Origin of the sequence: Halococcus morrhuae DSM 1307 (assembly GCF_000336695.1) — an archaeon.
In the GTDB taxonomy this organism is placed as follows: domain Archaea; phylum Halobacteriota; class Halobacteria; order Halobacteriales; family Halococcaceae; genus Halococcus; species Halococcus morrhuae.
Genome location: NZ_AOMC01000148.1, coordinates 44,789 through 65,470, shown reverse-complemented (window position 1 = coordinate 65,470; position 20,682 = coordinate 44,789). Strand labels below are relative to the sequence as shown.

Sequence of the window (20,682 nt, the reverse complement as noted above, 5' to 3'; positions counted from 1 at the left end):
CGCAAGCGCCGGTCGTCAGTCGCGACTCACCGATGACCGATCGTCGAAAAATCGTGGTTGGGAGCTCTACAGCCGGTCGCTGAGATCGGAGACGACGTCGACGGTCTTCGCGTCGCCGCCGAGGTCGGGCGTGCGCGGTGCCGACTCGTCGGCGAGTTGTGCCTCGACGGCGTTCCAGATGTCGTCGGCGGCGGCTTCCTTGCCGTCGCCGAGATACTCGAACATCATCGCACCGGTGAGAACCGACGCGAGCGGGTTGGCGATCCCCTGGCCGACGATGTCGGGCGCGCTGCCGTGGACCGGCTCGAACATGTCGGGGTAGTCGTTCTCCTCGTTGATGTTACCGGAGGGTGCGAGCCCGAGACTGCCGGTGATGATCGCCGCGATGTCCGTGGAGATGTCGCCGAACAGGTTCGAGGCGACGACGACGTCGAACTCCTCGGGCCGGCGGACGAGATCCATCGAGGCGCGATCGACGAGCAGGCTGCTGACCTCAACCTCGGGGAAATCCTCCGAGACTTCTTTGACGATGTCGTCCCAGAAGACCATCGAGTGGGCCTGTGCGTTCGATTTGGTGATCGAGGTGAGATGGCCCTCGCGCTCGGTCGCCGCCTCGAAGGCGCTGCGGACGATGCGCTCGGTGCCCTTCCTGGTGAACAGGCCGGACTGGACGGCGACCTCGTTGCTGAACCCGCGGTGTTCGCGACCGCCGACGTTCGCGTACTCGCCTTCAGTGTTCTCGCGGTAGACGACGAGGTCGATGTCGCCGGCCCCGTAGCCCCGAAGCGGGCTCTCGATGCCCTCGAACAGTTTGTTCGGGCGCTTGCAGATGTACTGGTCGAAGCCCTTCCGGATCGGGAGGAGGAGACCGTTGAGCGTGACGTGGTCGGGGACCTCGGGATGGCCGACGGCACCGAGGAAGATCGAATCGGCCGACTCGATTCGATCGAGCCCGTCGTCGGGCATCATCGCACCTTCGTCCAGATAGCGCTCGGTGCCCCAGTCGTAGGTCGATCGTTCGAGCTGGAAGTCGTGGTTCTCCGCGACGGTGTCGAGCACTTCCATCGCGGCGCTCGTGACTTCGGTGCCGATACCGTCGCCCGGAATGACGGCGATGTCGTACGTCTCCATGCACGCCCGTATCGCGCTCGATTGTAAATAACTGGCGATGTCGGCGACCACCGCGACGACGCCGACGGCGGGTGTTCAGCCGTCCGTCGACGTACCGTCAGATGGTCCCGATCAGCCCGTATCAGTTCACTCGCCGATGCCGTTCTCTTGGGCGTCGACGACGGCGACGCTGGCGAGATTGACGATGTCCTTGACNGGAATGACGGCGATGTCGTACGTCTCCATGCACGCCCGTATCGCGCTCGATTGTAAATAACTGGCGATGTCGGCGACCCCCGCGACGACGCCGACGGCGGGTGTTCAGCCGTCCGTCGACGTACCGTCAGATGGTCCCGATCAGCCCGTATCAGTTCACTCGCCGATGCCGTTCTCTTGGGCGTCGACGACGGCGACGCTGGCGAGATTGACGATGTCCTTGACTTCGTCGCCTCGCTGGAGAACGTGAACGGGTTTGTCCATGCCGACGAGCATGGGACCGATGGCCTCGGCACCACCCAACCGCTGGAGCAGTTTGTAGCCGATGTTGCCAGCCTCCAAGTTCGGGAAGACGAGGACGTTGGCGGGNCCGCTGGAGCAGTTTGTAGCCGATGTTGCCAGCCTCCAAGTTCGGGAAGACGAGGACGTTGGCGGGTTCGTCGAGTTCGGAGAAGTCGTAGGTTCCTTCGAGCATCTCCTCAACGACGGCGGTGTCGGCCTGCATTTCGCCATCGACGGGGAACTCCACAGCCGAATCTTCACGAAGTTTCTGTGCGGCCTCACGCGGTTTGCGCGTACCCTCGTTGTCGACGCTGCCGAAGTCCGAATACGACAGTAGGGCCGCCCGCGGTTCGACGTTGAACCGCCGGGCGAGGTCGGCCGTGTGCTCGGTGACTTCGGCCAAGACATCGGCATCCGGCTCTTGATTGACGGTCGCATCGGCGCAGAAGACGACGCGGTTCTTGAACGCGAGCAGGTAGACGCCGGCCGCGTAGTTCGCGTCGTCGGCGGTACCGACGATCTGGAGCGGCGGGCGGAGCGCGGAGGGGTAGTCGTGCGTCAGCCCGGTGAGCATGGCGTCGGCGTCATCCATCTCGACCATCACGCTGCCGAGATGGTTTTCGTCACGTAGGAGATCTTCGGCCTCGGTGCGGGTGACGCCCTTACGCTGGCGCAGTTCGGTCAGTCGCTCGGCATAGGGATCGAGGTTTGCCTCGTCGGGATCGACGATCTCGGGGTCGAACGCCAGCCCGAGCGAGTCCATCGTATCGGTGATGACTCCCTGATCGCCGATGAGGACGGGGTGGGCAATCCCCTGATCGTCGATCTGGTGGGCGGCGCGGATCATCTTCTCGTCGTCACCCTCGGCGAGCACCAACCGCTTTGGCTCGGATTTCGCTTTGTTCAACACAACGCGCATCATCTCGCGGGACTTGCCGAGACGGGCTTCGAGTTCTTCGGTGTAGTCGTCGATATCGACGTCGCTACGGGCAGCCCCGCTATCGATGGCGGCCTGGGCCACTGCCGGAGTGACCTCGAAGAGAACCCTGGGATCGACGGGTTTGGGGATGATGTACTCGGGGCCGTACTGCAGGGGTTGGTCGCCGTAGGCTTTCACGACGGCATCGGGAACGTCCTTGCGAGCGAGCTCGGCGATCGCGCGGGCGGCGGCGACTTTCATCTCCTCGTTGATTTCGCTGGCGCGGACATCGAGCGCGCCGCGGAAGATGAAGGGGAAGCCCAGCACGTTGTTGACCATGTTCGGATAGTCGGACCGACCAGTAGCCATGATCACGGTGTCGTCGCGAGCTTCTTTGGCGTCCTCGTAGTTGATCTCGGGGTCGGGGTTGGCCATCGAGAAGATGATGGGATTATCGCCCATCGAGCGGACCATCTCCTGGGAGACGATCCCACCGACCGACAAGCCGACGAAGACGTCTGCACCGGACAGGGCATCCCCGAGACTGCCCTCGGGGACGTCACGAGCGAATTCGGTTTTGAACTCGTTGACATCGCCGTGCTGAGCTCTCTCCTCGGTGATGATCCCCGTGGAGTCGCACATCGTGATGTTCTCCTTTCGTGCACCGAGCGAGAGATAGAAGCGTGCGGTGGCGATCGCGCTCGCACCCGCACCCGAGAAGACGATCTCCAGGTCGTCGAGCTCTTTCTCGGCGATGTCGCTGGCGTTCAGGAGTGCGGCTCCGGAGATGATGGCGGTCCCATGTTGATCGTCGTGGAAGACAGGGATCGACATCGACTCGCGGAGTTGCTCCTCGATCTCGAAGCATTCGGGGGCTTTGATGTCTTCCAGATTGATGCCGCCGAAGGTGGGCTCCATCGCTTCGACAGTCCGGATGATCTCCTGGGGATCGTCCTCGTCGAGTTCGATGTCGAAGACGTCGATGTCGGCGAACCGTTTGAACAGCACACCCTTACCCTCCATGACGGGTTTGGAGGCCTGCGCACCGATATCGCCCAGACCCAGAACGGCGGAGCCGTTCGAGACGACACCGACCATGTTGCCCTTCGCGGTGTAGGTGTAGGCGTCGTCGGGATCATCATGGATGTGATTACACGGAGTGGCGACACCGGGCGAGTAGGCCAGCGAGAGATCGCGCTGGGTGCTGGTGGGTTTGGTCGTCGAAATCTCGATCTTGCCGGGCGGGTCCTCGCGGTGGTAGTCGAGTGCGTCCTCGTCCAGTCCCATGTCTGACGAACTCGTCTGAACAGTAAAAAGATACTCATTGCGGCGGCAATTCGCCCGAATCGCCCTCTCGCCCGAGGTCCCGAATCGGCGACTGTCATCATCAACATATGACAACAGATGACAACGCTTTAGTTTCGTTGCTCGGGAGATAGCAGCAGTTGAACCACTCTGGTGGAATCAAATGACAGGAGATGAACTCATCTGGCGGATCGCGGGCGGTTCCGGGGACGGGATCGACTCGACGAGCCAGAACTTCACGAAGGCGCTGATGCGCACGGGGCTGGACGTATTCACACACAGACATTACCCGTCACGGATCCGTGGCGGCCACACGTACGTGGAGGTGCGGGCGGCCGACCACGCAGTGAAATCGCGCGGCGACGGCTACGATTTCCTGCTGGCGCTGGGCGATAGTTTCGCCCGGAACCCCCAGGACGGCGAGGCCTACTACGGCAACGAGGAGGTCAAACCGCTCACGGAGAACCTCGACGAACTGCGCGAGGGCGGGGTGATCGTCTACGACGAGGGGCTACTCGACACCGACGAGGTCGAGAACTTCGACGAGCGCGTCGAGGCAAACGACTGGCACGTCTACCCGCTCGATCTCCGAAGCCTCGCGCGCGAGCACGGCCGCGAGATCATGCGTAACACCGCGGGTGTCGCTGCCACCGCGGCGCTGATCGACATGGACACGGGGATCTTCGAGGAGCTGATGGCCGACACGATGAGCGGCGAGATGCTCGAAACCAACGTCGAGGTGCTCGAAGAGGCCCACGCGGTGGTCAGCGAGATGGAGTTCACCCACGATCTGGAGGTGCCCACCGGGAGCCACGACGAAGAGCAGGTGCTCCTGAACGGGAGTCACGCGGTCGCGTACGGTGCGATCGACGAGGGCTGTCGGTTCATCGCGGGCTATCCGATGACACCGTGGACGGACGTGTTCACGATCATGACCCAGCACTTGCCATCGATCGGGGGCATATCCGAGCAGGTCGAAGACGAGATCGCGGCGGCGTCGCTGGCGATCGGTGCTTCCCATGCGGGAGTCAAGGCCATGTCCGGTTCCTCGGGCGGCGGGTTCGCACTGATGAGCGAACCGCTGGGACTGGCGGAGATGACCGAGACGCCCCTTGTCCTGGTCGAGGCGATGCGGGCTGGTCCCTCGACGGGGATGCCGACCAAACCCGAGCAGGGCGATCTCGAACACATCCTCTACACGAGCCAGGGCGATTCGAACAGAGTCGTCTTCGCACCTGGTACGGTTGCGGAGGCCTACGAGCAGTCCAGAGAAGCGTTCCGGGTGGCCTACGAGTACCAGATCCCGGTCGTGATCGTGATCGACCAGAAGCTTTCGGGTGAACTCGCGAGCGTGCCGGCGAGCCACTTCGATCGCGAGCCCAATCCCGACCTGGGGAGTGTGCTCTCCGAAGAGGAGATCCAAGAGGCACCCCATCACGCATCGGGGACGTTCAACCGGTTCCGTCACGACCCCGAGGATGGCGTGAGCCCGCGAAGCATTCCCGGCCAGAAGGATGGCCGATTCCTGGCGACGGGCAACGAGCACACCCCGCAGGGCCACATCGAGGAGAGTCCGGATAATCGCGTCGCGCAGGTCGACCGGCGCACGCGTAAACTCGACTCGATTCGAGAAGACTTGGACGAACAGGAGCACTCGAATCAGACGTACTACGGGCCGGAGGATGCCGAGCATGGCATTATGGTCTGGGGAAGCCAGCAGGGCAGCGTCGAGGAGGCCGTCGACCGCCTGAACGAGCAGGGCGAGTCGGTGAAGATGCTGGGCGTGAGCGACCTGATGCCCTACCCCAAAGCGGACGTGACGGCGTTCCTCGAATCGGTCGACGAGTGTCTCGTCGTCGAGATGAACATCACCGCCCAGTTCCGTGGGCTCACCCAGAAAGAACTCGGTCGCTTTGGCGAGAAGATGTCGAGCCTGCTGAAGTACAATGGCAACCCGTTCGAGCCGGCCGAAGTCGTCGAAGGGTTCGACATTCAGGTGAACGGCGGCGACGAACCGCCGACGGCACAGACGCGGATCGAGCCGGCAGCAGGTGATTAAGACATGAGCAAATCATTCAGCGCGATCGGACAGGCGGAACAGGGCGAGGAGATCGACCGGGAGGCGTTCACGCCGGGCATCGAGCCGCAGGCGACGTGGTGTCCGGGCTGTGGCGACTTCAGCGTGCTCAAGGCACTCAAGGGTGCGATGCCCGAAGTCGGGCGCACGCCTGATGAGACGCTCTTGGTGACGGGTATCGGCTGCTCGGGCAAGCTGAACAGCTACTTCGAGTCCTACGCGATGCACTCGATCCACGGGCGTTCGCTGCCGATCGCCCGCGCGGCGAAACTCGCGAACCCAGGATTAGAGGTGATCGCGGCGGGTGGCGACGGCGATGGCTACGGCATCGGCGGCAACCACTTCATGCACACCGCCCGCGAGAACCACGACATGACCTACATCGTCTTCGATAACGAGATCTTCGGGCTCACCAAGGGCCAGACGTCGCCCACGAGCCCGAAGGGTCACGAGTCGAAAACCCAGCCCCACGGGTCGGCGAAGGACCCGATCCGGCCGCTGTCGCTGGCGCTGACGTCTGGTGCGTCGTACGTGGCCCGGACGGCGGCGGTGAACCCGCGGCAGGCGACGGAGATCCTGACGGAGGCGATCGAACACGACGGGTTCGCGCACGTGGACTTCCTGACGCAGTGTCCGACCTGGAACAAGGATGCGAAGCAGTACGTTCCGTACACTGACGTCCAGGACTCCGAGGACTTCGACTTCGACGTCCACGATCGTCAGGAGGCCGCCGAGATGATGCACGAGACCGAGGACAAACTCTACGAGGGCGAGGTGCTGACGGGTCGGTTCTACATCGACGAGGATCGTCGCTCGTACGGTGAGGAGAAACGCTCGACGGGCGAGATGCCCGAGGAGCCGCTGGCCGAGCGCTACTTCGACGAGGAGGCCGACTGGGAGCGCAGTTACGACCTCCTCGACGCCCACAAGTAGCGCATCCTGTCGACAGTTCTTTTATGTCCGCGCCGATAGCTTCGGGTAGAACATGCCAACGAGAAACACGAAGATCGTCTGTACGCTCGGGCCGGCGACCGCCGAGCAACCGACGATCGAACGACTCATCGAGAACGGGATGTCGGTCGCGCGGCTCAATGCGAGCCACGGCACCACCGAGAACCGCGCCGAACTCATCGAGACGGTGCGCGCAGCGAGCTCTGCCGTCGGCCGGTCGGTCGCGGTCATGCTCGACCTGCCCGGCCCGGAGATCCGCACCGCGCCGCTCGATGAGCCGATCGAGCTCGAAACCGGCACCGAGGTCCGTCTCTCGGAGGGTGAAACTGCGACCCCCGAGGCGGTCGGCGTCTCGACCAGCATCGGTGCCGTCAGCCCCGACGATCGCGTGCTGCTCGACGACGGCCGCATCGAGACGGTCGTCAGCCGCGTCGAGGGTGAAACAGTTATCGTCGACGTCGAGAGCGGCGGAACCCTCGGCGGACAGAAGGGGGTCAACGTGCCGGGCGTCGATCTCGATCTCGAATCCGTCACCGAGCAGGACCGCCAGGAGCTGACGCTGGCGGCCGACTACGACGTGGATTTCGTCGCGGCGAGTTTCGTCCGTGATGCCGAGGATATCTACGCGGTCAACGAGGCACTGGAGAATCAGGGCGCGGACGTGCCCGTCGTCGCCAAGATCGAGCGCGCCGGCGCGGTCGAGCATCTCGATGGCATCATCGAATCGACCTACGGCGTGATGGTCGCCCGGGGCGACCTCGGCGTGGAGTGCCCGATGGAGACGGTGCCGCTCGTCCAGAAACGGATCATCCAGAAATGCCGTGCGGCGGGCGTCCCGGTGATCACGGCGACCGAGATGCTGGATTCGATGACCCACGCGCGCCGGCCGACGCGTGCCGAAGCCACCGACGTGGCGAACGCGGTGCTCGACGGGACCGACGCGGTCATGCTCTCGGGCGAGACGGCCGTCGGCGACCATCCGGCGCGCGTCGTCGACGCCATGTCGACGATCGTCGGCGAGGTCGAAGCCAGCGACGAGTACGCCGAACGCAACGAGCAGACCGTGCCGAAACCCGGCAGCGCCAGGACGGACGTACTCGCTCGTTCCGCGCGCTATCTCGCCCGCGATATCGACGCGGCGGCGATCGTCGCGGCGACCGAATCCGGCTACACGGCGCTCAAGGCGGCCAAGTACCGCCCCGACGTGCCCATCATCGCCGTCACGCCGTCACGACAGGTCTGTCGCCATCTCGCGCTCTCGGCGGGGGTCGTTCCCCAGTTCGCGCCGCTCACCGAGCGCGAGAAGAGCACGGACGTCGTGGTGCAGAACGCCGTCCAGACGGCGGTCGACGCCGGGGTCGTCGCCAGCGGCGACAGCGTGGTCGTCCTTGCCGGACTGATGACCGATCTCGAGGAGGCGAACACGACGAACATGCTCAAGATCCACGTCGCCGCCGACATCGTCGCCTCCGGGCGCTCGATCGTCGATGGCGTCGCCACCGGACCGCTCCACCACGCGGAGCACGGCGATCTCACGTCGGTGCCCGACGGGAGCGTGCTGACGCTGCCGACCGACTTCGACGACGAGTTCACCGGCGATCCCTCGTCGCTCGCCGGCATCATCAGCGGACACAAGGGCGTCACGGGCTATCCCGCGATCGTCGCCCGTGAGCTCGGCATCCCGATGATCGGCGGGGTCGATCTCGCCGATCTCCCGGAGGACGTGACGGTGACGCTCGACGCCGAGCGCGGCGTCGTCTACGAAGGGGATATCACCAGCACGCGATAGACGGATTTCTCCAAAATCGATCAGTAATTCCGCTGGTCGTCGCTTCGCTTCCCGCCCGAATCGGTATCGGAACAAAAAAAAAGAAACGTGTCCTCTTTCCTCTCTGTCGCTCAGTCGACGCGCGCTTCCTCGCCCGCCAGGTCCTCGATGATCTGCATCACGCCGGAGTTGTCGTCGTCGCCCCGGCCGGTCGTTTCCATCGACTTGTAGAGCTCGTGGGCGATCTCGGTCTGGGGCATCGGCGCGCCGAAGGCCTCGCCGGCGTCGGTCGCGATGCGGAGGTCCTTGTACTGATAAGAGGCGAAGAAGCCCGGATCGAAATCGCCCTGGATCATCGACGGTGCGCGGTTATCGAGCGTCCAGCAGCCCGCCGCACCGCCGCTGATCGCCTCGACGACCGCGTCGAGATCCGCACCGGCCTTCTGGGCGAAGACGAGCGCCTCGCTCACGCCGACCATCTGGGCGGCGACGACGATCTGGTTACAGGCCTTCGTCGTCTGGCCGGCCCCGCTCGGCCCGCAGTGGGTGATCGTCTCGCCCATCGCCGCGAGCAGTTCCTCGTTGGCGTCGAAGACGTCCTCGTCGCCGCCGACCATGATCGAGAGCGTGCCGTCGATGGCACCCTCCTCGCCGCCGCTGATCGGTGCGTCGAGCATCTCCGCGCCCGCGTCCTCGATCGCCGCGGCGAGTTCCTCGGTGACGGTCGGCGAGATCGTCGACATGTCGATCACCGTCATCCCCTCGCTCAGTCCGGCGAGGATGCCGTCGTCGTCACGGACGATCGACTCGACGACCGGCGAGTCCGGGAGACAGGTGATCACGACGTCGGTCCGTTCGGCGACTTCTTGCGGACTGTCGGCACCTTCGCCACCGTAGTCGACGAGTTCGTCGACCGGTTCCTGCGAGCGGTTGTGGCCTACGACGTCGTAGCCCGCATCGACGAGGTTCTTCGACATCGGGAGGCCCATGATACCCAGACCGACGAAACCGATTGTTTCGGCCATTACGTTGCACGCTCGCAGCCAGTCAGTAAAATCCATCGGTCCGCGCGTCGCGTGGGCGGCAGTTCGGCGCTCGGATCGACAACAGTGTTCTCACTCGGCGTGAGTGATCATCAGTAGCGGAGCGCCGGCCGATCACGGGCTTCATGACGCGTGACGCCATCGGCCGCCACGATGAGTCCCTGGTTCGCGTTCGCCGTCTCGACCGTCCTCTGGACAGTCACGCTGCTGTTCTGTGGCGTTGGACTGTTCTGGCTGTACGAAGTGCTCGTCCTCACGCGCCCGCCGGACGATCAACCGCTCGAATACGGGCCGGACGACGTCCAGGTGCGCATCCTCACGATCGACGCCGAGGATGTCGTCCAGCGAACGGTCGATTCGCTGCCGGCGACGCTCACCGATCGACACGTGATCGCCGAGGAACCGATCGCGATCGATGGCGCTGAGGTTCACGTCGTCCCCGAATCGTTCTCCTGTGAGGCGGTCCGGAAGGGTCGTGCGACGGAGTGGGCACGACAGGCACTTGCGTGCGAGCGCGAGTACGTCCTCTATCTCGACGAGGACAGCATCGTCGGGGAGTTCAGAGGGCTGCCCGCTGCGGACGTCGTCCAGTTCACCGAACGCCCCCGCCGGACGAACTCGTGGCTCGCCTACCTCGCGGACGTCTACCGGATGGGCGCACAGATCGAACAGCGGGCGTTCCACCGCCTCCGCATCCCGCTGTTCGCCTGGGGCGGCGGCATCGCCGTCCGGCACTCGCTCGAACAGGAGATCACCTGGGATCGGCCGACGCTCGTCGAGGATACCGCCTTTCTCTGGCAGGCCGCCCGGAACACGACCGTCTCGTACGCGCTCAGCCCGGACAGCTTCGCCAATCAGGCACCACCGAGCCTCGGCGAGATCTTCCAGCAGCGCCGGCGCTGGGCCGCCGGCAACCACCAGGAAGCCGACAACCTCCCGCTGCGATACCGACTGCTGGCGAAGCACCGATCGTACGCGTGGGCGGTCTCGCCGATCGTCCCGTTCATCGCGCTGTTCGCCGCCATGGGCGGTCTCCATCTCGTCTATGGGCTGATCCTCCAAACCGTCTCGTTGACGCTCGGCCTGCTGATGGTCGTCCGATTCATCCTCGGGCTTCATCATTACGAGCAACTCACGCTGCGCTCGCTCCCGTTGATCGCACTCGTTCCCCTGGCCGCGCTCGTTCACTCGGTCGGGGCCACCGCCGGGCTCGTCGCGCCGCCGGACGACTTCCACGTGACCGAGAAGGCTACCGATTCGTCCTCGACCGACCGTGCCGACGCGTCGCCGACGCCGCCTGCCGGCCGCGGCGAGGACGCGTCGTAAGCATTATCAGCGTCTCGCCGGTATTCGAGGCCATGCCACAGGTAGGCCAGACGGCACCGGCGTTCAGTCTGCAGAATCAGGACGGCGAGTCGGTCTCGCTCTCGGAGTTCGAGGGCCAGCGCACGGTCCTCTACTTCTACCCGAAGGCGGGGACGGAGGGCTGCACCATCGAGGCGAACAACTTCGGCGCGGCGTTCGACGAGTTCGAGCACCACGACGCGCAAGTGCTCGGCGTCTCGATGGATTCGGTCGCGGATCTCGCGGCGTTCCGCGACGACGAGGAGCTCCCGTTCACGCTGTTGAGCGACGAGGACGGTTCGGTCGCCGAGAAATACGACTCCGCCGGCGACGGCACCGCGCTCCGCAACACCTTCGTCATCGGCCCGAACGGCGATATCGAGGCTGTCTACGAGGACGTCTCGCCCGGCGAGCACGCAGAGCAGGTGCTCGACGACGTCGCCGCGCGCGAAGTGGCGTAGAGCCGCGACGACGATCGATCCGACACTCGTGTTTTTCGACGAACAACATCGGTAGCGTCCCGTCCAGCCCGTCAGCGACAACGAAACGTCTTTGAGTGATGGTTTCTCACGTGGCGTGTAACGATACGTATTGGCACGTGGTCGTCGGCGAGACGGCCGTCCGGACCGCCGTGTGGCACCGATTCTCGAACTGATGGCGCTCTCGGTCGGCGTCGTGGTCGTACTGCTGGTGCTGACGATCGGCGTAGGATCCCTACCGAGACCGTCCTCGGGCGATACGGACGTGGCCGGCGGCGGTCAGTAATCGAGGCTTCCTCTCGCGGCGCTGGTGGGTGATGTCGGACGAGAGTCGAAATCCGAGTCGTCAGGCCGATCGTGCGAGCCGGGCGATACCGCCGGTCAGCACGCGGGTCGCGGTCGCACAGCTCTCCCAGTCGGTCCATTCGAGCGGGTTGTGCGAGATGCCGTCGCGCGAGGGGGCGAAGATCATCCCCGAGTCGGTGACTTTCGCGACGTGCATCGTGTCGTGACCGGCTCCCGAGTGGAGCTCCATCGTCGAAACGCCGCTCTCGGCGGCTGCCTCGTCGAGTGCGGACGTACAGCGATCGCTCATGTCGATCGGCGCGATGTCGTAGGGGCGCTCGAACGTGGTATCGACGCCACGCTCGGTTTCGAGACGTGCGAGGCTCGCCTCGACCTCGCCGACGATCGTCTCCATCGATTCGTAGTCGACGTCGCGGATATCGATGCCCAGTTCGGCGCGTCCGGGAACGACGTTGACCGCGTTCGGGCTGATGTCGAGCTGGCCGACCGTGCCGACGACGCTGTCGCCCTTCTCGGCGACGACATCCTCGGTCGCCTGCTCGACGTCGAGGACCAGTTCGCTCGCCGCCGCGAGCGCGTCCGTCCGATCCTTCATCGCCGCACAGCCCGCGTGGTTCGCCTCGCCATCGATCTCGACCGAACACCGGATCGTCCCGGTGATCGAACTGACGATCCCGACGGGAACGTTCGCCTTTTCGAGTCGCTTGCTCTGCTCGACGTGGACTTCGAGCCAGGAATCCCACGCGCTCGCGTCGAGTTGGCCGGAGCCCTTCGCACCGATCTCGGTCAGGGCATCGTCGAGCGAGACACCGTCGTGGTCTTCGAGCGCGAGCGCGTCATCGACCGATCGCTGTCCGGTCGCCACCGCCGAGCCGAGAACGCCGTTCGAGAAGCGTGTCCCCTCCTCCTCGGTGAAGCAGACGACCTCGACCGGGCGATCGAGATCGGCATCGGACTCCTGGAGCGCACGGACGGCTTCGAGGGCGCTGTAGACACCCAGCACGCCGTCGAAGATGCCGCCCTCGGGCACCGAGTCGAGGTGGCTCCCCGCGGCGACCGCGGCCGCGTCCGGGTCGGCACCGTCGGGCACCCAGCGACCCGCGATGTTGCCGACCGAGTCGGTCCGGACGTCGAGACCGGCGTCTTCCAGTCGCTCGACGAAATACTCGCGCACCTGCTGGTTGGCCTTCGTTCCCGGGAGCACCGTCCGCCCGTGGCCCTCGCCGATCGAGATCGCACCGTACTCGCCGTTCGTCTCGATGTCGTCGCGCAGTCGATCCTCGTCGACGTGGCGGGACGACTCTGCTGTTGCGTTCATGGTTCGCGTGTCGCTAAACCGTGATCCGGCTTGAATGTGTGGATTGTCGCGCTGATTCGCCGGATCCACCCGTCGAAGCCGGCGTCAGAAAAGTGGGTATCGGCAGGGTTTTCGCTGGTTCAGTCGGCCGTCGGTGCCGGCGACTCCGAGAGATATTCGGTGGTGCGCTCGTCGAGATCGAGCTTCCGGAGGACGACGTAGGTGGCGAAGCCGATCGGGAGCCCGACCATCCAGGAAAAATCGAGCAGCGCGATGCTCGCGAGCGAACCGACGAGCACGCTCGCCAGCGCCGTGATAGAGAATCCCCTGATGAACCAGAACTTCGAGTCGCGGCTCTTGTCGTAGAGCGACGGGATCGAGGCGTTACCCGAGCGGAAGACCCAGTAGTCGGCCAGCAACACGCCGAGCACCGGCCCCAGCGGGACGGCGTAGGCGTTGATCATCAGGAAGTAGATGCCACCCTCCGAGGAGAACAACACCCACGGGAAGGTCACGACCGAGAGCACGCTCGCGATGATGAGCCCGCGCTCCCACGTGGTGCCGATGGCGTCCTGGAGCACGTGGACGGTCGGGATGAGGTTGAGCGTCAGGTTCGAGGAGGTCTGCGCGGCGAGGACGAACACCATCACCGCGACGCCGACCGTCGGGTTCGGTGCCACGTCCATGATGGCGAACACCGGGTTCTGGGTGTTCGTCGTGATCGACGTGCCGAAGATGACGCCCACGAGCGCCATGTAGAGCATCGCCGGGGCGACCCCCAGTAGATGGCCGAGGATGTGGTTCCATGAACCACGTTTCTTTTCGAGATGGCGACTGAGATCGGCCGCGTTGAGCGCGCCCGTCATCGCCGTCCCGACGTGGGCCGCGACGATCGTGAGGAAGGGCAGCCCCCACGTCCCGCCGTACTCGATCGACTGCGTCGAGATGCCCTGCTTCGAGACGACCGTGAACACCGTGTACGCGAGCAGCACGATGATGACGCCGGCGGCGATCGAGTCGAACCATTTGATCGAACTGATGCCACCCCACGCGAGGGCGATGTTCAACAGCAAGAACAGTACGAAGTAGAGCCGGAGGTTGCCGACACCCCACAGCGTCTGCGTGATGCTCTGGATCGCCAGCGCGCCGATCCAGTTGCCGATCCCGAGCCAGATGATCGCGGGAAGCATGCGAACGACGTTCGGAACGACCGCCCCGCGAGTGCCGAACGCGGCCCGCGCCTGGGCGACGAATGGGATCCCCTCGTCGTAGCCCCAGCGGCCGTTAAGCACGAAGAAGACCGCCGACGTCACCGCGCCGATCGTCATCGCGGCTCCGGCCTGCACCACGTTCAACGGTCCCTGCGGGTAGACGGCGAAAAACGCCGTCGCGAACCCCTGGACGATGATGAACGACGCCCACCAGACCGGGATGTAATGGGAAAGACTCATCGAACGATCGCCGTCCGCGATCGGTTCTAGCCCTTCCGAACTCGATTCCGTCATGGTTGCTCCTCGTATGCCATTGCGTACCGTATGTCGAGAAGATCAGTAATATATCCTTTGCTGGCTTTCAAGAAAAACTCCCAAGAAAAATTTTGAAGCGGCATTCGATTCGAACTTCTGCAATCGATTCGACCTACTGGCGAAATCGAACAGGCAAACGGTTTTACGTTGCTGGGTAGAATCGGTGGTCGATGCCGGTTGACACAGTAATTTCGAACGGAACCATCGTGACGAGCGAGAGCGTTTTCGATGGTGCCGTCGCGATAGACGACGGAACCATCGTCGGCGTTGGCGACGAGGAGACGCTGCCGGAGGCCTCGACCACGATCGACGCGTCGGATCGCCTCGTGATGCCTGGCGTCGTCGATCCACACGTTCACGTCGACGACCACGTCTCGCTCGATAGCTACGAATCGGCGACCAGCGCGGCCGCGCTCGGCGGCGTGACGTCGATCATCGACTTCGGCTGGCAGGCGTACGTCAGCGAAGACAGCGCCTGGGACGAGGAGAGCACGATCCGGGAGGGTGTCGAGCGCAAGCGCGAGAAGGCCGAGAACCCGGTGATCGACTTCAGTCTCCACGGCGGCTTCCTGCGCGAGGGTGAGGACGCCTTCGACGAGATCGAGGGGCTGATCGAGGACGGCATCACCTCGTTCAAGATGTACAGCACCTACGAGTTCGGCCTCTCGCACGGCTACATCCGCCGGGTGTTCGAGAAGCTGGCGGATCTCGATGCCGTCGGGGTCGTCCACACCGAGGACCACAGCGTCTGTGAGTCGCTGACCGAGGAGTTCCGGAAGGCCGGACGGGACGATCCCCGCTGGCTCGCCGAGGCACGACCGGACTACGCCGAAGCGATGGCTGCCGACGACGTCGCCAGGCTCGCCAGCGAGACCGGTGCGCAGTACTACGGCTTCCACACGTCCTCCCGAAAGGCGGCGGACGCGCTCGCACGGTATCAGCGCGACGGGAGCAACATCCGTGGTGAGGCCTGCGTCCACCACACCACGCTGACGAAGGAGCTCTTCGACGAGATGGGCAACCTGCCGGAGCTGACGCCACCGTTGCGGACCAGCGACGACAACGACGCGCTGTTCGAGCATCTCCGGGATGGTGCACTGAGCGTCGTCTCGACCGACCACGTCGCCCAGACGCGCGAGCGAAAGGAGGCCACCGAGTGGTGGGAGGATCCGTTCGGGGCCAACGGACTGCAGGCAAGCCTCGCGGTGTTCCACGACGAGGCGGTGAACCGGCGCGGCTTCTCGTACCCGTTCCTCGTCCGGACGATGTGTGCGAACCCGGCACGGACGTTCGGCTTCGCCGAGAAGGGGACGCTCGATCCCGGCACCGATGCCGACATCGTCCTGTTCGATCCGAACGAGAGCTACACGATCACCGCCGAGGACAACGCCTCGGTCGCCGACTACTCGATCTACGAGGGTCGTGACGTGACCGGCCGTGTCGAAACGACGCTCGTCCGCGGTGAGGTCGTCGCCGACGACGGCGAGATCGTCGAGACCGGTCGTGGCGAGTTCGTCCCGCGCGAACGGCCCGACTGGAGCGTCTGAAGCGTACCGTCCGTCGACGGCTGATCGTCGCTCGTTTTCGATGTGCCGATTACACGTATCTGCACGAGCGGTAGCGACCGGATCGAATTAATGAGACGGACCAGTAGGTCGTCGGAATCAAAAACGGGAATCGGTGAACGCTCGTTGCCGGCTTAGACTTCGCGGATGGTGATGTCTTTCTGGCCGTTCTTGAGCGTGTCCTGTTCGAGCTCGTAGAGCTCCTGCTGGGTCGCATCGAGGTTCGCGACGTGGTTGCCAGCGAGTTCGCCGGCCGGGCTCTTGAAGCACGTCGAGCCACACGGGACGAGGATCTCCTTCTCGTTGCGGTAGCCCGGGTAGAGCAGGATGTCACCGCGCGAGGGGTACACAGTATGATTCTCGCGGGGGACCTCCGGCAGTTCGATCTCGTCGATGTTGACCCACGTCGCGTGCCCGCTCCAGCGGACGTGCATCAGGTCCGATTCGAGCGGCAGGAAGTCGCGCATGGCCTCGACCGATTCCGGTGCCTCGTCTTCGAGCAGCTCGGCCGTGTAGACGTCGCCGCCGATGTCGAATTCCAGTTCTCCCATATCTCTGGAACCAACCGCCCCTCTGATAAGGATTGTGAATCGCTGTGACTGACTCTCGCCGGATCGGGAGGATGGCGTCGATTGTGGGGCGATATCCCACAACGACGGTTCGTTCGACGATATCGAAACTTACACGTACTGCTCGAACCACATGATAATTGCAAGATGACTGTCACGGGCCGCCCGATGCTGGACAGTTCTCGATCCACTGGTTACAGAGATGACCACTGATATACAGATGACAGGGAAAACTCACGACAAGCGACTCCACGAGCGACAGTTCGTGCGGACGTTTTTCACCTCGCCGACGGCAGTCGAAGGTGAGGAGGACTCGGCGAAGATGATCCGCAGCGCGAGCGAGCTGCGCGGAATGCAGGCACCGGACGTGTGGGTGCCGGACAACGAGGATGCAACGGCCCCGTCGATGCGCGACGAGGGCGCAGCGAACATCGTCGAAGTGCTCTCGGCGAACGGCACGGAGTTCCCCGGCGAGATCCACCCGCGCGTCGTCTGGCATCGCGACAGTCCCGAGACGCGCCATCAGGGGCTCAAGCGGATGCTGTCGATCGCCGACCCCGAACAGGGAGCCGTCGAGAACCTCGACGGGTTCGTGATCCCTGAGGTGGGCGGGATCGACGACTGGAAGAAGGCCGACGAGTTCATCACGATCGTCGAGCACGAGCACGGCCTCGAAGAGGGCTCGCTGGCGATGTCGGTGATCGTCGAGAGCGGTGCAGCGGAGCTCGCGATGGGCGAGCTGCGCGAGGAGATGGGCAAACCCACGAACAACCTCGAACGGCTGTTCATGCTGGTCGACGGCGAGGTCGACTACACGAAGGACATNAGATGGGCAAACCCACGAACAACCTCGAACGGCTGTTCATGCTGGTCGACGGCGAGGTCGACTACACGAAGGACATGCGCGCGATCACGCCGACGGGCAATCTGCCGGCGTGGCCGGAACTGCGCCACAACACCTCGCGCGGCGCGAGCGCGGCGGGGTTGATCTCGGTCGACGGGCCCTACGACGACATCCGCGACGTCGAGGGATACCGCGAGCGCATGACCGCCAATCAAGCGAAGGGGATGCTCGGTATCTGGTCGCTCACCCCTGGCCAAGTGGTCGAGGCCAACAAGTCGGGCCTGCCCCCCGAGAGTGGGCGATGGCTGCTCGACGACGGCAGCCAGCAGATCGCCCTCGAAAGCGAGGACGGCAAAGAGGTCTACACGGGCGATCGACTCTCGCTCTCCGAGAGTGGCGACGGCTACGTGCTGACCGTCGGGAGCGACGACCGCCATCTCGACGAGGAGGAACTCAGCGAGGAGCTGCTCGACATGGTCGAGTACGTCCCGAGCATGGACGACATCGTCGACTCGATGGAGCAGTTCGAGGAGGCCCGCGACGCCGGCACGGGTGCGATCGCGATGGAGCGCGCCGCGACCATCGAGATCGACGGCATCTCGGNAGTTCGAGGAGGCCCGCGACGCCGGCACGGGTGCGATCGCGATGGAGCGCGCCGCGACCATCGAGATCGACGGCATCTCGGTCGACGTCGCGAACGACCGAATGTGGGATGAGGCGACCTATCAGGCGTCGATGACGCCTGTCAGCCTCTTTCAGGACGTCTACGAGCACCGCCCGGACCAGCACGACGACCTCGAAGAGCTCTACAGCCCCGACGTCGTCGAGCGCGCCACCGACGTCGGCAACTGAACCAGTCCGACTTTCTTTTTCGTTCGCGATTTTTCGGTGTGCGATCCTATCGACTTCTGAGAGTCATCTGCCAGGACGGCGGAGTGACTATCCCTCTTAATTCGTTCTGACGAGGAGTAGGCTGCGCGGGTCGATTCAGTCCGTGCGGATCGTCACGGTGCCGTCGAACTTGAGGAGAACCGACTGGGCGAGATCGCCGAAGAGCGCCTTGCCCGTCGGCGAGCGTTTCCGGCCGCTGATGAAGATGTGGTCGCAGTCGCGCTCGTGGGCGAGCTCGAGGATCTGCTCTTCTTTGTCGCCGAGCATGCCGACGGCCTCGTACTCGACGTCGAGGCCCTCGAACATCTCGGTGCCGATGTCCTCGGCGAACTGTCGTGCGCCCTCGCGTGCCCGTTTGCCGCTGTAGCCGACGTTTCGTTCGGGGATGTCGGCCATCGAGGTGGCGTACTCGCTGAACTGTTCCTCGGTCGTGACGTGGAGCAAGAACAGCTCGGCCCCGACACCTTCGGCGAGCTCGCCGGCTTCTCGAACGAGTTCCTTCGTCGATTCGGTTCCTTCGACGACCACGAGCGCTCGTTGCATGCTACGTGATCCGGGAGATGGGATGGTAAATCTACCGGTGGTGTCGTTATTTAAAATAACTGATTACTTTGGACCGATATCGTGATCGCCGTCGATCAGTCGTCGACTTCCGTGGCGGCGACGTCCGTCTCCGACGAGTTGTCGACGGGGTTCGACTGCGGGAGCAGGACGTTGAGGATGAGCGCGGTGAACCCGCCCATGACGACGCCCGATCCCATCAGCGGCTGGACAACCTGGGGGAGGTTCTGCACGAGTTCGGGGCGGAAGGTGACACCCAGTCCGAGCGAGGCTGCGGCGGCGATGATGGTCGTGTTGCGCTGAGTGAGTGACACCTCGCGGTGGATGATGTTGAGCCCGCTGGTGAAGATCTGTGCGAAGAGGATGAGCGTCCCGCCACCGAGGACGGGATCGGGCACCGTCGTGATGATCGCGCCGACCTTCGGGATGAACCCACCGATGAGGAGGATCACACCACCGATACCGACGATGAATCGGCTGGCGACGCCGGTGAAACTGATCAGGCCGACGTTCTGTGCGAAGGAGGTGTTCGGGAACGCGCCGAAGATGGCCGCGATGCCGCTCATGACGCCGTCACCGAGCAGCCCGCCGCGGATCTGGCTGTTCGATGCGTTCCGTCCCGTCTCGGAGACGATCGCGGAGATATTGCCGATCGTCTCCATTGCCACGATGACGTACACGGCTGAGATGGCGATGATCGCCCCCGGATCGAACGCGATGCCGAACTTCAGCGGTATCGGGACCGCGAACCAGCTCGCCTGTGCGACCGGTGCGAAATCGACCATGCCGAGGAACACCGCGACGACGTAGCCGAGGAGGATGCCGAAGAACACGCTCGCGATGCGGAGGATGCCACGGAAGAACTGGTTCAACGCAAGTATGACCAGGAAAACGAGCGCCGCGACGCCGAGGTTCATGAGCGAGGCGTAGCCCGCCGCACCCGGACCGGAGGACGCGCCGGCCGCGTAGTCGATCCCCGTCGGGATGAGCGTCAGCCCGATGAGCATCACGACGATGCCGTTGACCAGCGGTGGAAAGAGTGGCTTGAACCGCTCGTAGTTCGCCCCGATGAAGACCTGGAGGAGCGAGCCGACGAGCGCCGCGCCGAATATCGTCGCCAACCCGGCGTTGTCGGCGATGAGCTGCAGCGTGCCGAGGAACGCGAAACTCGTCCCCATCATGATCGGGAGTTTCGCGCCGACGGGGCCGGCGGGATAGGCCTGGATCACGCTCGCGACACCTGCGACGATGAGTGCCATCTGGACGAGGAACGTCGTCTCACCGGTTGCGAGCCCGATCGCGGATGCCATGATGAGTGGCACCGCGATGTTCCCGAGCACCATCGCGAGCACGTGCTGGAACGCCAACGGGATCGCTTCCCCAAGTGGGGGTTTTTCCTCTATATCGTAAACGACGTTCGACGCGCTGGTTTCATCTGACTGTGTCATACATTCCCTGACCATGAGTCCCGCTTACGACCACTTAACAATGATGATTTTCACGGATACGCGTTCGATCGACCGTTATCTATATGGAAAATACCTAACGGATCGCCGGCCATGGACCGTCGGCTAGCACCATCGGTGAGCACGGAGTAACGCCGGTGCTATCGGACTGTACCAGCGAAAA

The 20,682-nt window shown here is 64.1% G+C and carries 14 protein-coding genes and 2 pseudogenes; 8 read left to right on the top strand and 8 right to left on the bottom strand.

The genetic code is table 11. From position 1 onward, the window contains the following. Positions 1-66 precede the first annotated feature (66 nt). Positions 67-1,131 carry an isocitrate/isopropylmalate dehydrogenase family protein gene (locus tag C448_RS12570; protein ID WP_004055358.1) on the bottom strand — a complete coding sequence of 355 codons (1,065 nt, stop codon included), beginning with the start codon at positions 1,129-1,131 and terminating at the stop codon, positions 67-69. Positions 1,132-1,482: 351 nt separating this feature from the next. Then, positions 1,483-3,814, bottom strand: a pseudogene (locus C448_RS12565) (NADP-dependent malic enzyme). 181 nt (positions 3,815-3,995) lie between these two features. On the opposite strand from C448_RS12565, the gene C448_RS12560 reads away from it, so the two are divergent. The 3 genes from C448_RS12560 to pyk are packed head-to-tail and all read left to right on the top strand — an operon-like array spanning position 3,996 to position 8,649. Continuing rightward, a complete protein-coding gene (locus tag C448_RS12560; RefSeq protein WP_004055352.1) occupies positions 3,996-5,891 on the top strand; it encodes a 2-oxoacid:acceptor oxidoreductase subunit alpha in 1,896 nt (631 codons plus the stop codon). Between the two features lie 3 nt (positions 5,892-5,894). Continuing rightward, positions 5,895-6,842 carry a thiamine pyrophosphate-dependent enzyme gene (locus C448_RS12555; RefSeq protein WP_004055350.1) on the top strand — a complete coding sequence of 316 codons (948 nt, stop codon included), beginning with the start codon at positions 5,895-5,897 and terminating at the stop codon, positions 6,840-6,842. A gap of 52 nt (positions 6,843-6,894) precedes the next feature. Next, positions 6,895-8,649, top strand: coding sequence for a pyruvate kinase (gene pyk / locus C448_RS12550; protein WP_004055348.1), 1,755 nt, complete (start codon positions 6,895-6,897; stop codon positions 8,647-8,649). A gap of 110 nt (positions 8,650-8,759) precedes the next feature. Here pyk and C448_RS12545 read toward each other — a convergent pair whose 3' ends face one another. After that, positions 8,760-9,689 (bottom strand): NAD(P)-dependent oxidoreductase, encoded by a 930-nt coding sequence (locus tag C448_RS12545; RefSeq protein WP_080503206.1) that lies wholly within the window; start codon positions 9,687-9,689, stop codon positions 8,760-8,762. A gap of 135 nt (positions 9,690-9,824) precedes the next feature. On the opposite strand from C448_RS12545, the gene C448_RS12540 reads away from it, so the two are divergent. From C448_RS12540 to C448_RS16940, 3 genes are all read left to right on the top strand, one after another. Continuing rightward, the gene (locus C448_RS12540) at positions 9,825-10,997 is read left to right on the top strand and encodes a glycosyltransferase family 2 protein (RefSeq protein WP_004055345.1); all 1,173 of its coding nucleotides are present in this window, start codon (positions 9,825-9,827) and stop codon (positions 10,995-10,997) included. A gap of 32 nt (positions 10,998-11,029) precedes the next feature. Beyond that, positions 11,030-11,476 (top strand): peroxiredoxin, encoded by a 447-nt coding sequence (locus C448_RS12535; protein WP_004055344.1) that lies wholly within the window; start codon positions 11,030-11,032, stop codon positions 11,474-11,476. Positions 11,477-11,648: 172 nt separating this feature from the next. Next, positions 11,649-11,780: a hypothetical protein gene (locus C448_RS16940; RefSeq protein ID WP_275039132.1), complete on the top strand. Its 132-nt coding sequence runs from the start codon at positions 11,649-11,651 to the stop codon at positions 11,778-11,780. 60 nt (positions 11,781-11,840) lie between these two features. Here C448_RS16940 and C448_RS12530 read toward each other — a convergent pair whose 3' ends face one another. Then, positions 11,841-13,118 carry a M20 family metallo-hydrolase gene (locus C448_RS12530; protein ID WP_004055341.1) on the bottom strand — a complete coding sequence of 426 codons (1,278 nt, stop codon included), beginning with the start codon at positions 13,116-13,118 and terminating at the stop codon, positions 11,841-11,843. A gap of 119 nt (positions 13,119-13,237) precedes the next feature. After that, positions 13,238-14,602 (bottom strand): cytosine permease, encoded by a 1,365-nt coding sequence (locus C448_RS12525; RefSeq protein ID WP_004055339.1) that lies wholly within the window; start codon positions 14,600-14,602, stop codon positions 13,238-13,240. Between the two features lie 191 nt (positions 14,603-14,793). Here C448_RS12525 and C448_RS12520 point away from each other — a divergent pair, with 191 nt between their 5' ends. Then, positions 14,794-16,170, top strand: coding sequence for a dihydroorotase (locus C448_RS12520; protein WP_004055328.1), 1,377 nt, complete (start codon positions 14,794-14,796; stop codon positions 16,168-16,170). Positions 16,171-16,322: 152 nt separating this feature from the next. Here C448_RS12520 and C448_RS12515 read toward each other — a convergent pair whose 3' ends face one another. Continuing rightward, positions 16,323-16,739, bottom strand: coding sequence for a DUF3830 family protein (locus C448_RS12515; protein WP_004055326.1), 417 nt, complete (start codon positions 16,737-16,739; stop codon positions 16,323-16,325). Positions 16,740-16,959: 220 nt separating this feature from the next. Between C448_RS12515 and C448_RS12510 the strand changes: the two are divergent. Then, positions 16,960-18,453: pseudogene (locus C448_RS12510) on the top strand (malate synthase). A 135-nt stretch (positions 18,454-18,588) separates the two neighbouring features. On the opposite strand, the gene C448_RS12505 reads toward C448_RS12510, so the two are convergent. Beyond that, positions 18,589-19,035: a universal stress protein gene (locus tag C448_RS12505; RefSeq protein ID WP_004055325.1), complete on the bottom strand. Its 447-nt coding sequence runs from the start codon at positions 19,033-19,035 to the stop codon at positions 18,589-18,591. 95 nt (positions 19,036-19,130) lie between these two features. After that, entirely contained in the window at positions 19,131-20,501 is a 1,371-nt protein-coding gene (locus C448_RS12500) for a uracil-xanthine permease family protein (protein ID WP_049916323.1), read from the bottom strand. Positions 20,502-20,682: the final 181 nt, after the last annotated feature.

Bases quoted from the DNA above. Each gene is read 5' to 3' on its own strand.
- C448_RS12570 (WP_004055358.1), bottom strand. From the start codon at position 1,131: ATGGAGACGTACGACATCGCCGTCATTCCGGGCGACGGTATCGGCACC.
- C448_RS12535 (WP_004055344.1), top strand. From the start codon at position 11,030: ATGCCACAGGTAGGCCAGACGGCACCGGCGTTCAGTCTGCAGAATCAG.
- C448_RS12530 (WP_004055341.1), bottom strand. From the start codon at position 13,118: ATGAACGCAACAGCAGAGTCGTCCCGCCACGTCGACGAGGATCGACTG.
- C448_RS12520 (WP_004055328.1), top strand. From the start codon at position 14,794: ATGCCGGTTGACACAGTAATTTCGAACGGAACCATCGTGACGAGCGAG.
- C448_RS12500 (WP_049916323.1), bottom strand. From the start codon at position 20,501: ATGACACAGTCAGATGAAACCAGCGCGTCGAACGTCGTTTACGATATA.
- C448_RS12540 (WP_004055345.1), top strand. From the start codon at position 9,825: ATGAGTCCCTGGTTCGCGTTCGCCGTCTCGACCGTCCTCTGGACAGTC.
- pyk (WP_004055348.1), top strand. From the start codon at position 6,895: ATGCCAACGAGAAACACGAAGATCGTCTGTACGCTCGGGCCGGCGACC.
- C448_RS12525 (WP_004055339.1), bottom strand. From the start codon at position 14,602: ATGACGGAATCGAGTTCGGAAGGGCTAGAACCGATCGCGGACGGCGAT.
- C448_RS12515 (WP_004055326.1), bottom strand. From the start codon at position 16,739: ATGGGAGAACTGGAATTCGACATCGGCGGCGACGTCTACACGGCCGAG.
- C448_RS12560 (WP_004055352.1), top strand. From the start codon at position 3,996: ATGACAGGAGATGAACTCATCTGGCGGATCGCGGGCGGTTCCGGGGAC.
- C448_RS12545 (WP_080503206.1), bottom strand. From the start codon at position 9,689: ATGGATTTTACTGACTGGCTGCGAGCGTGCAACGTAATGGCCGAAACA.
- C448_RS12505 (WP_004055325.1), bottom strand. From the start codon at position 19,035: ATGCAACGAGCGCTCGTGGTCGTCGAAGGAACCGAATCGACGAAGGAA.
- C448_RS12555 (WP_004055350.1), top strand. From the start codon at position 5,895: ATGAGCAAATCATTCAGCGCGATCGGACAGGCGGAACAGGGCGAGGAG.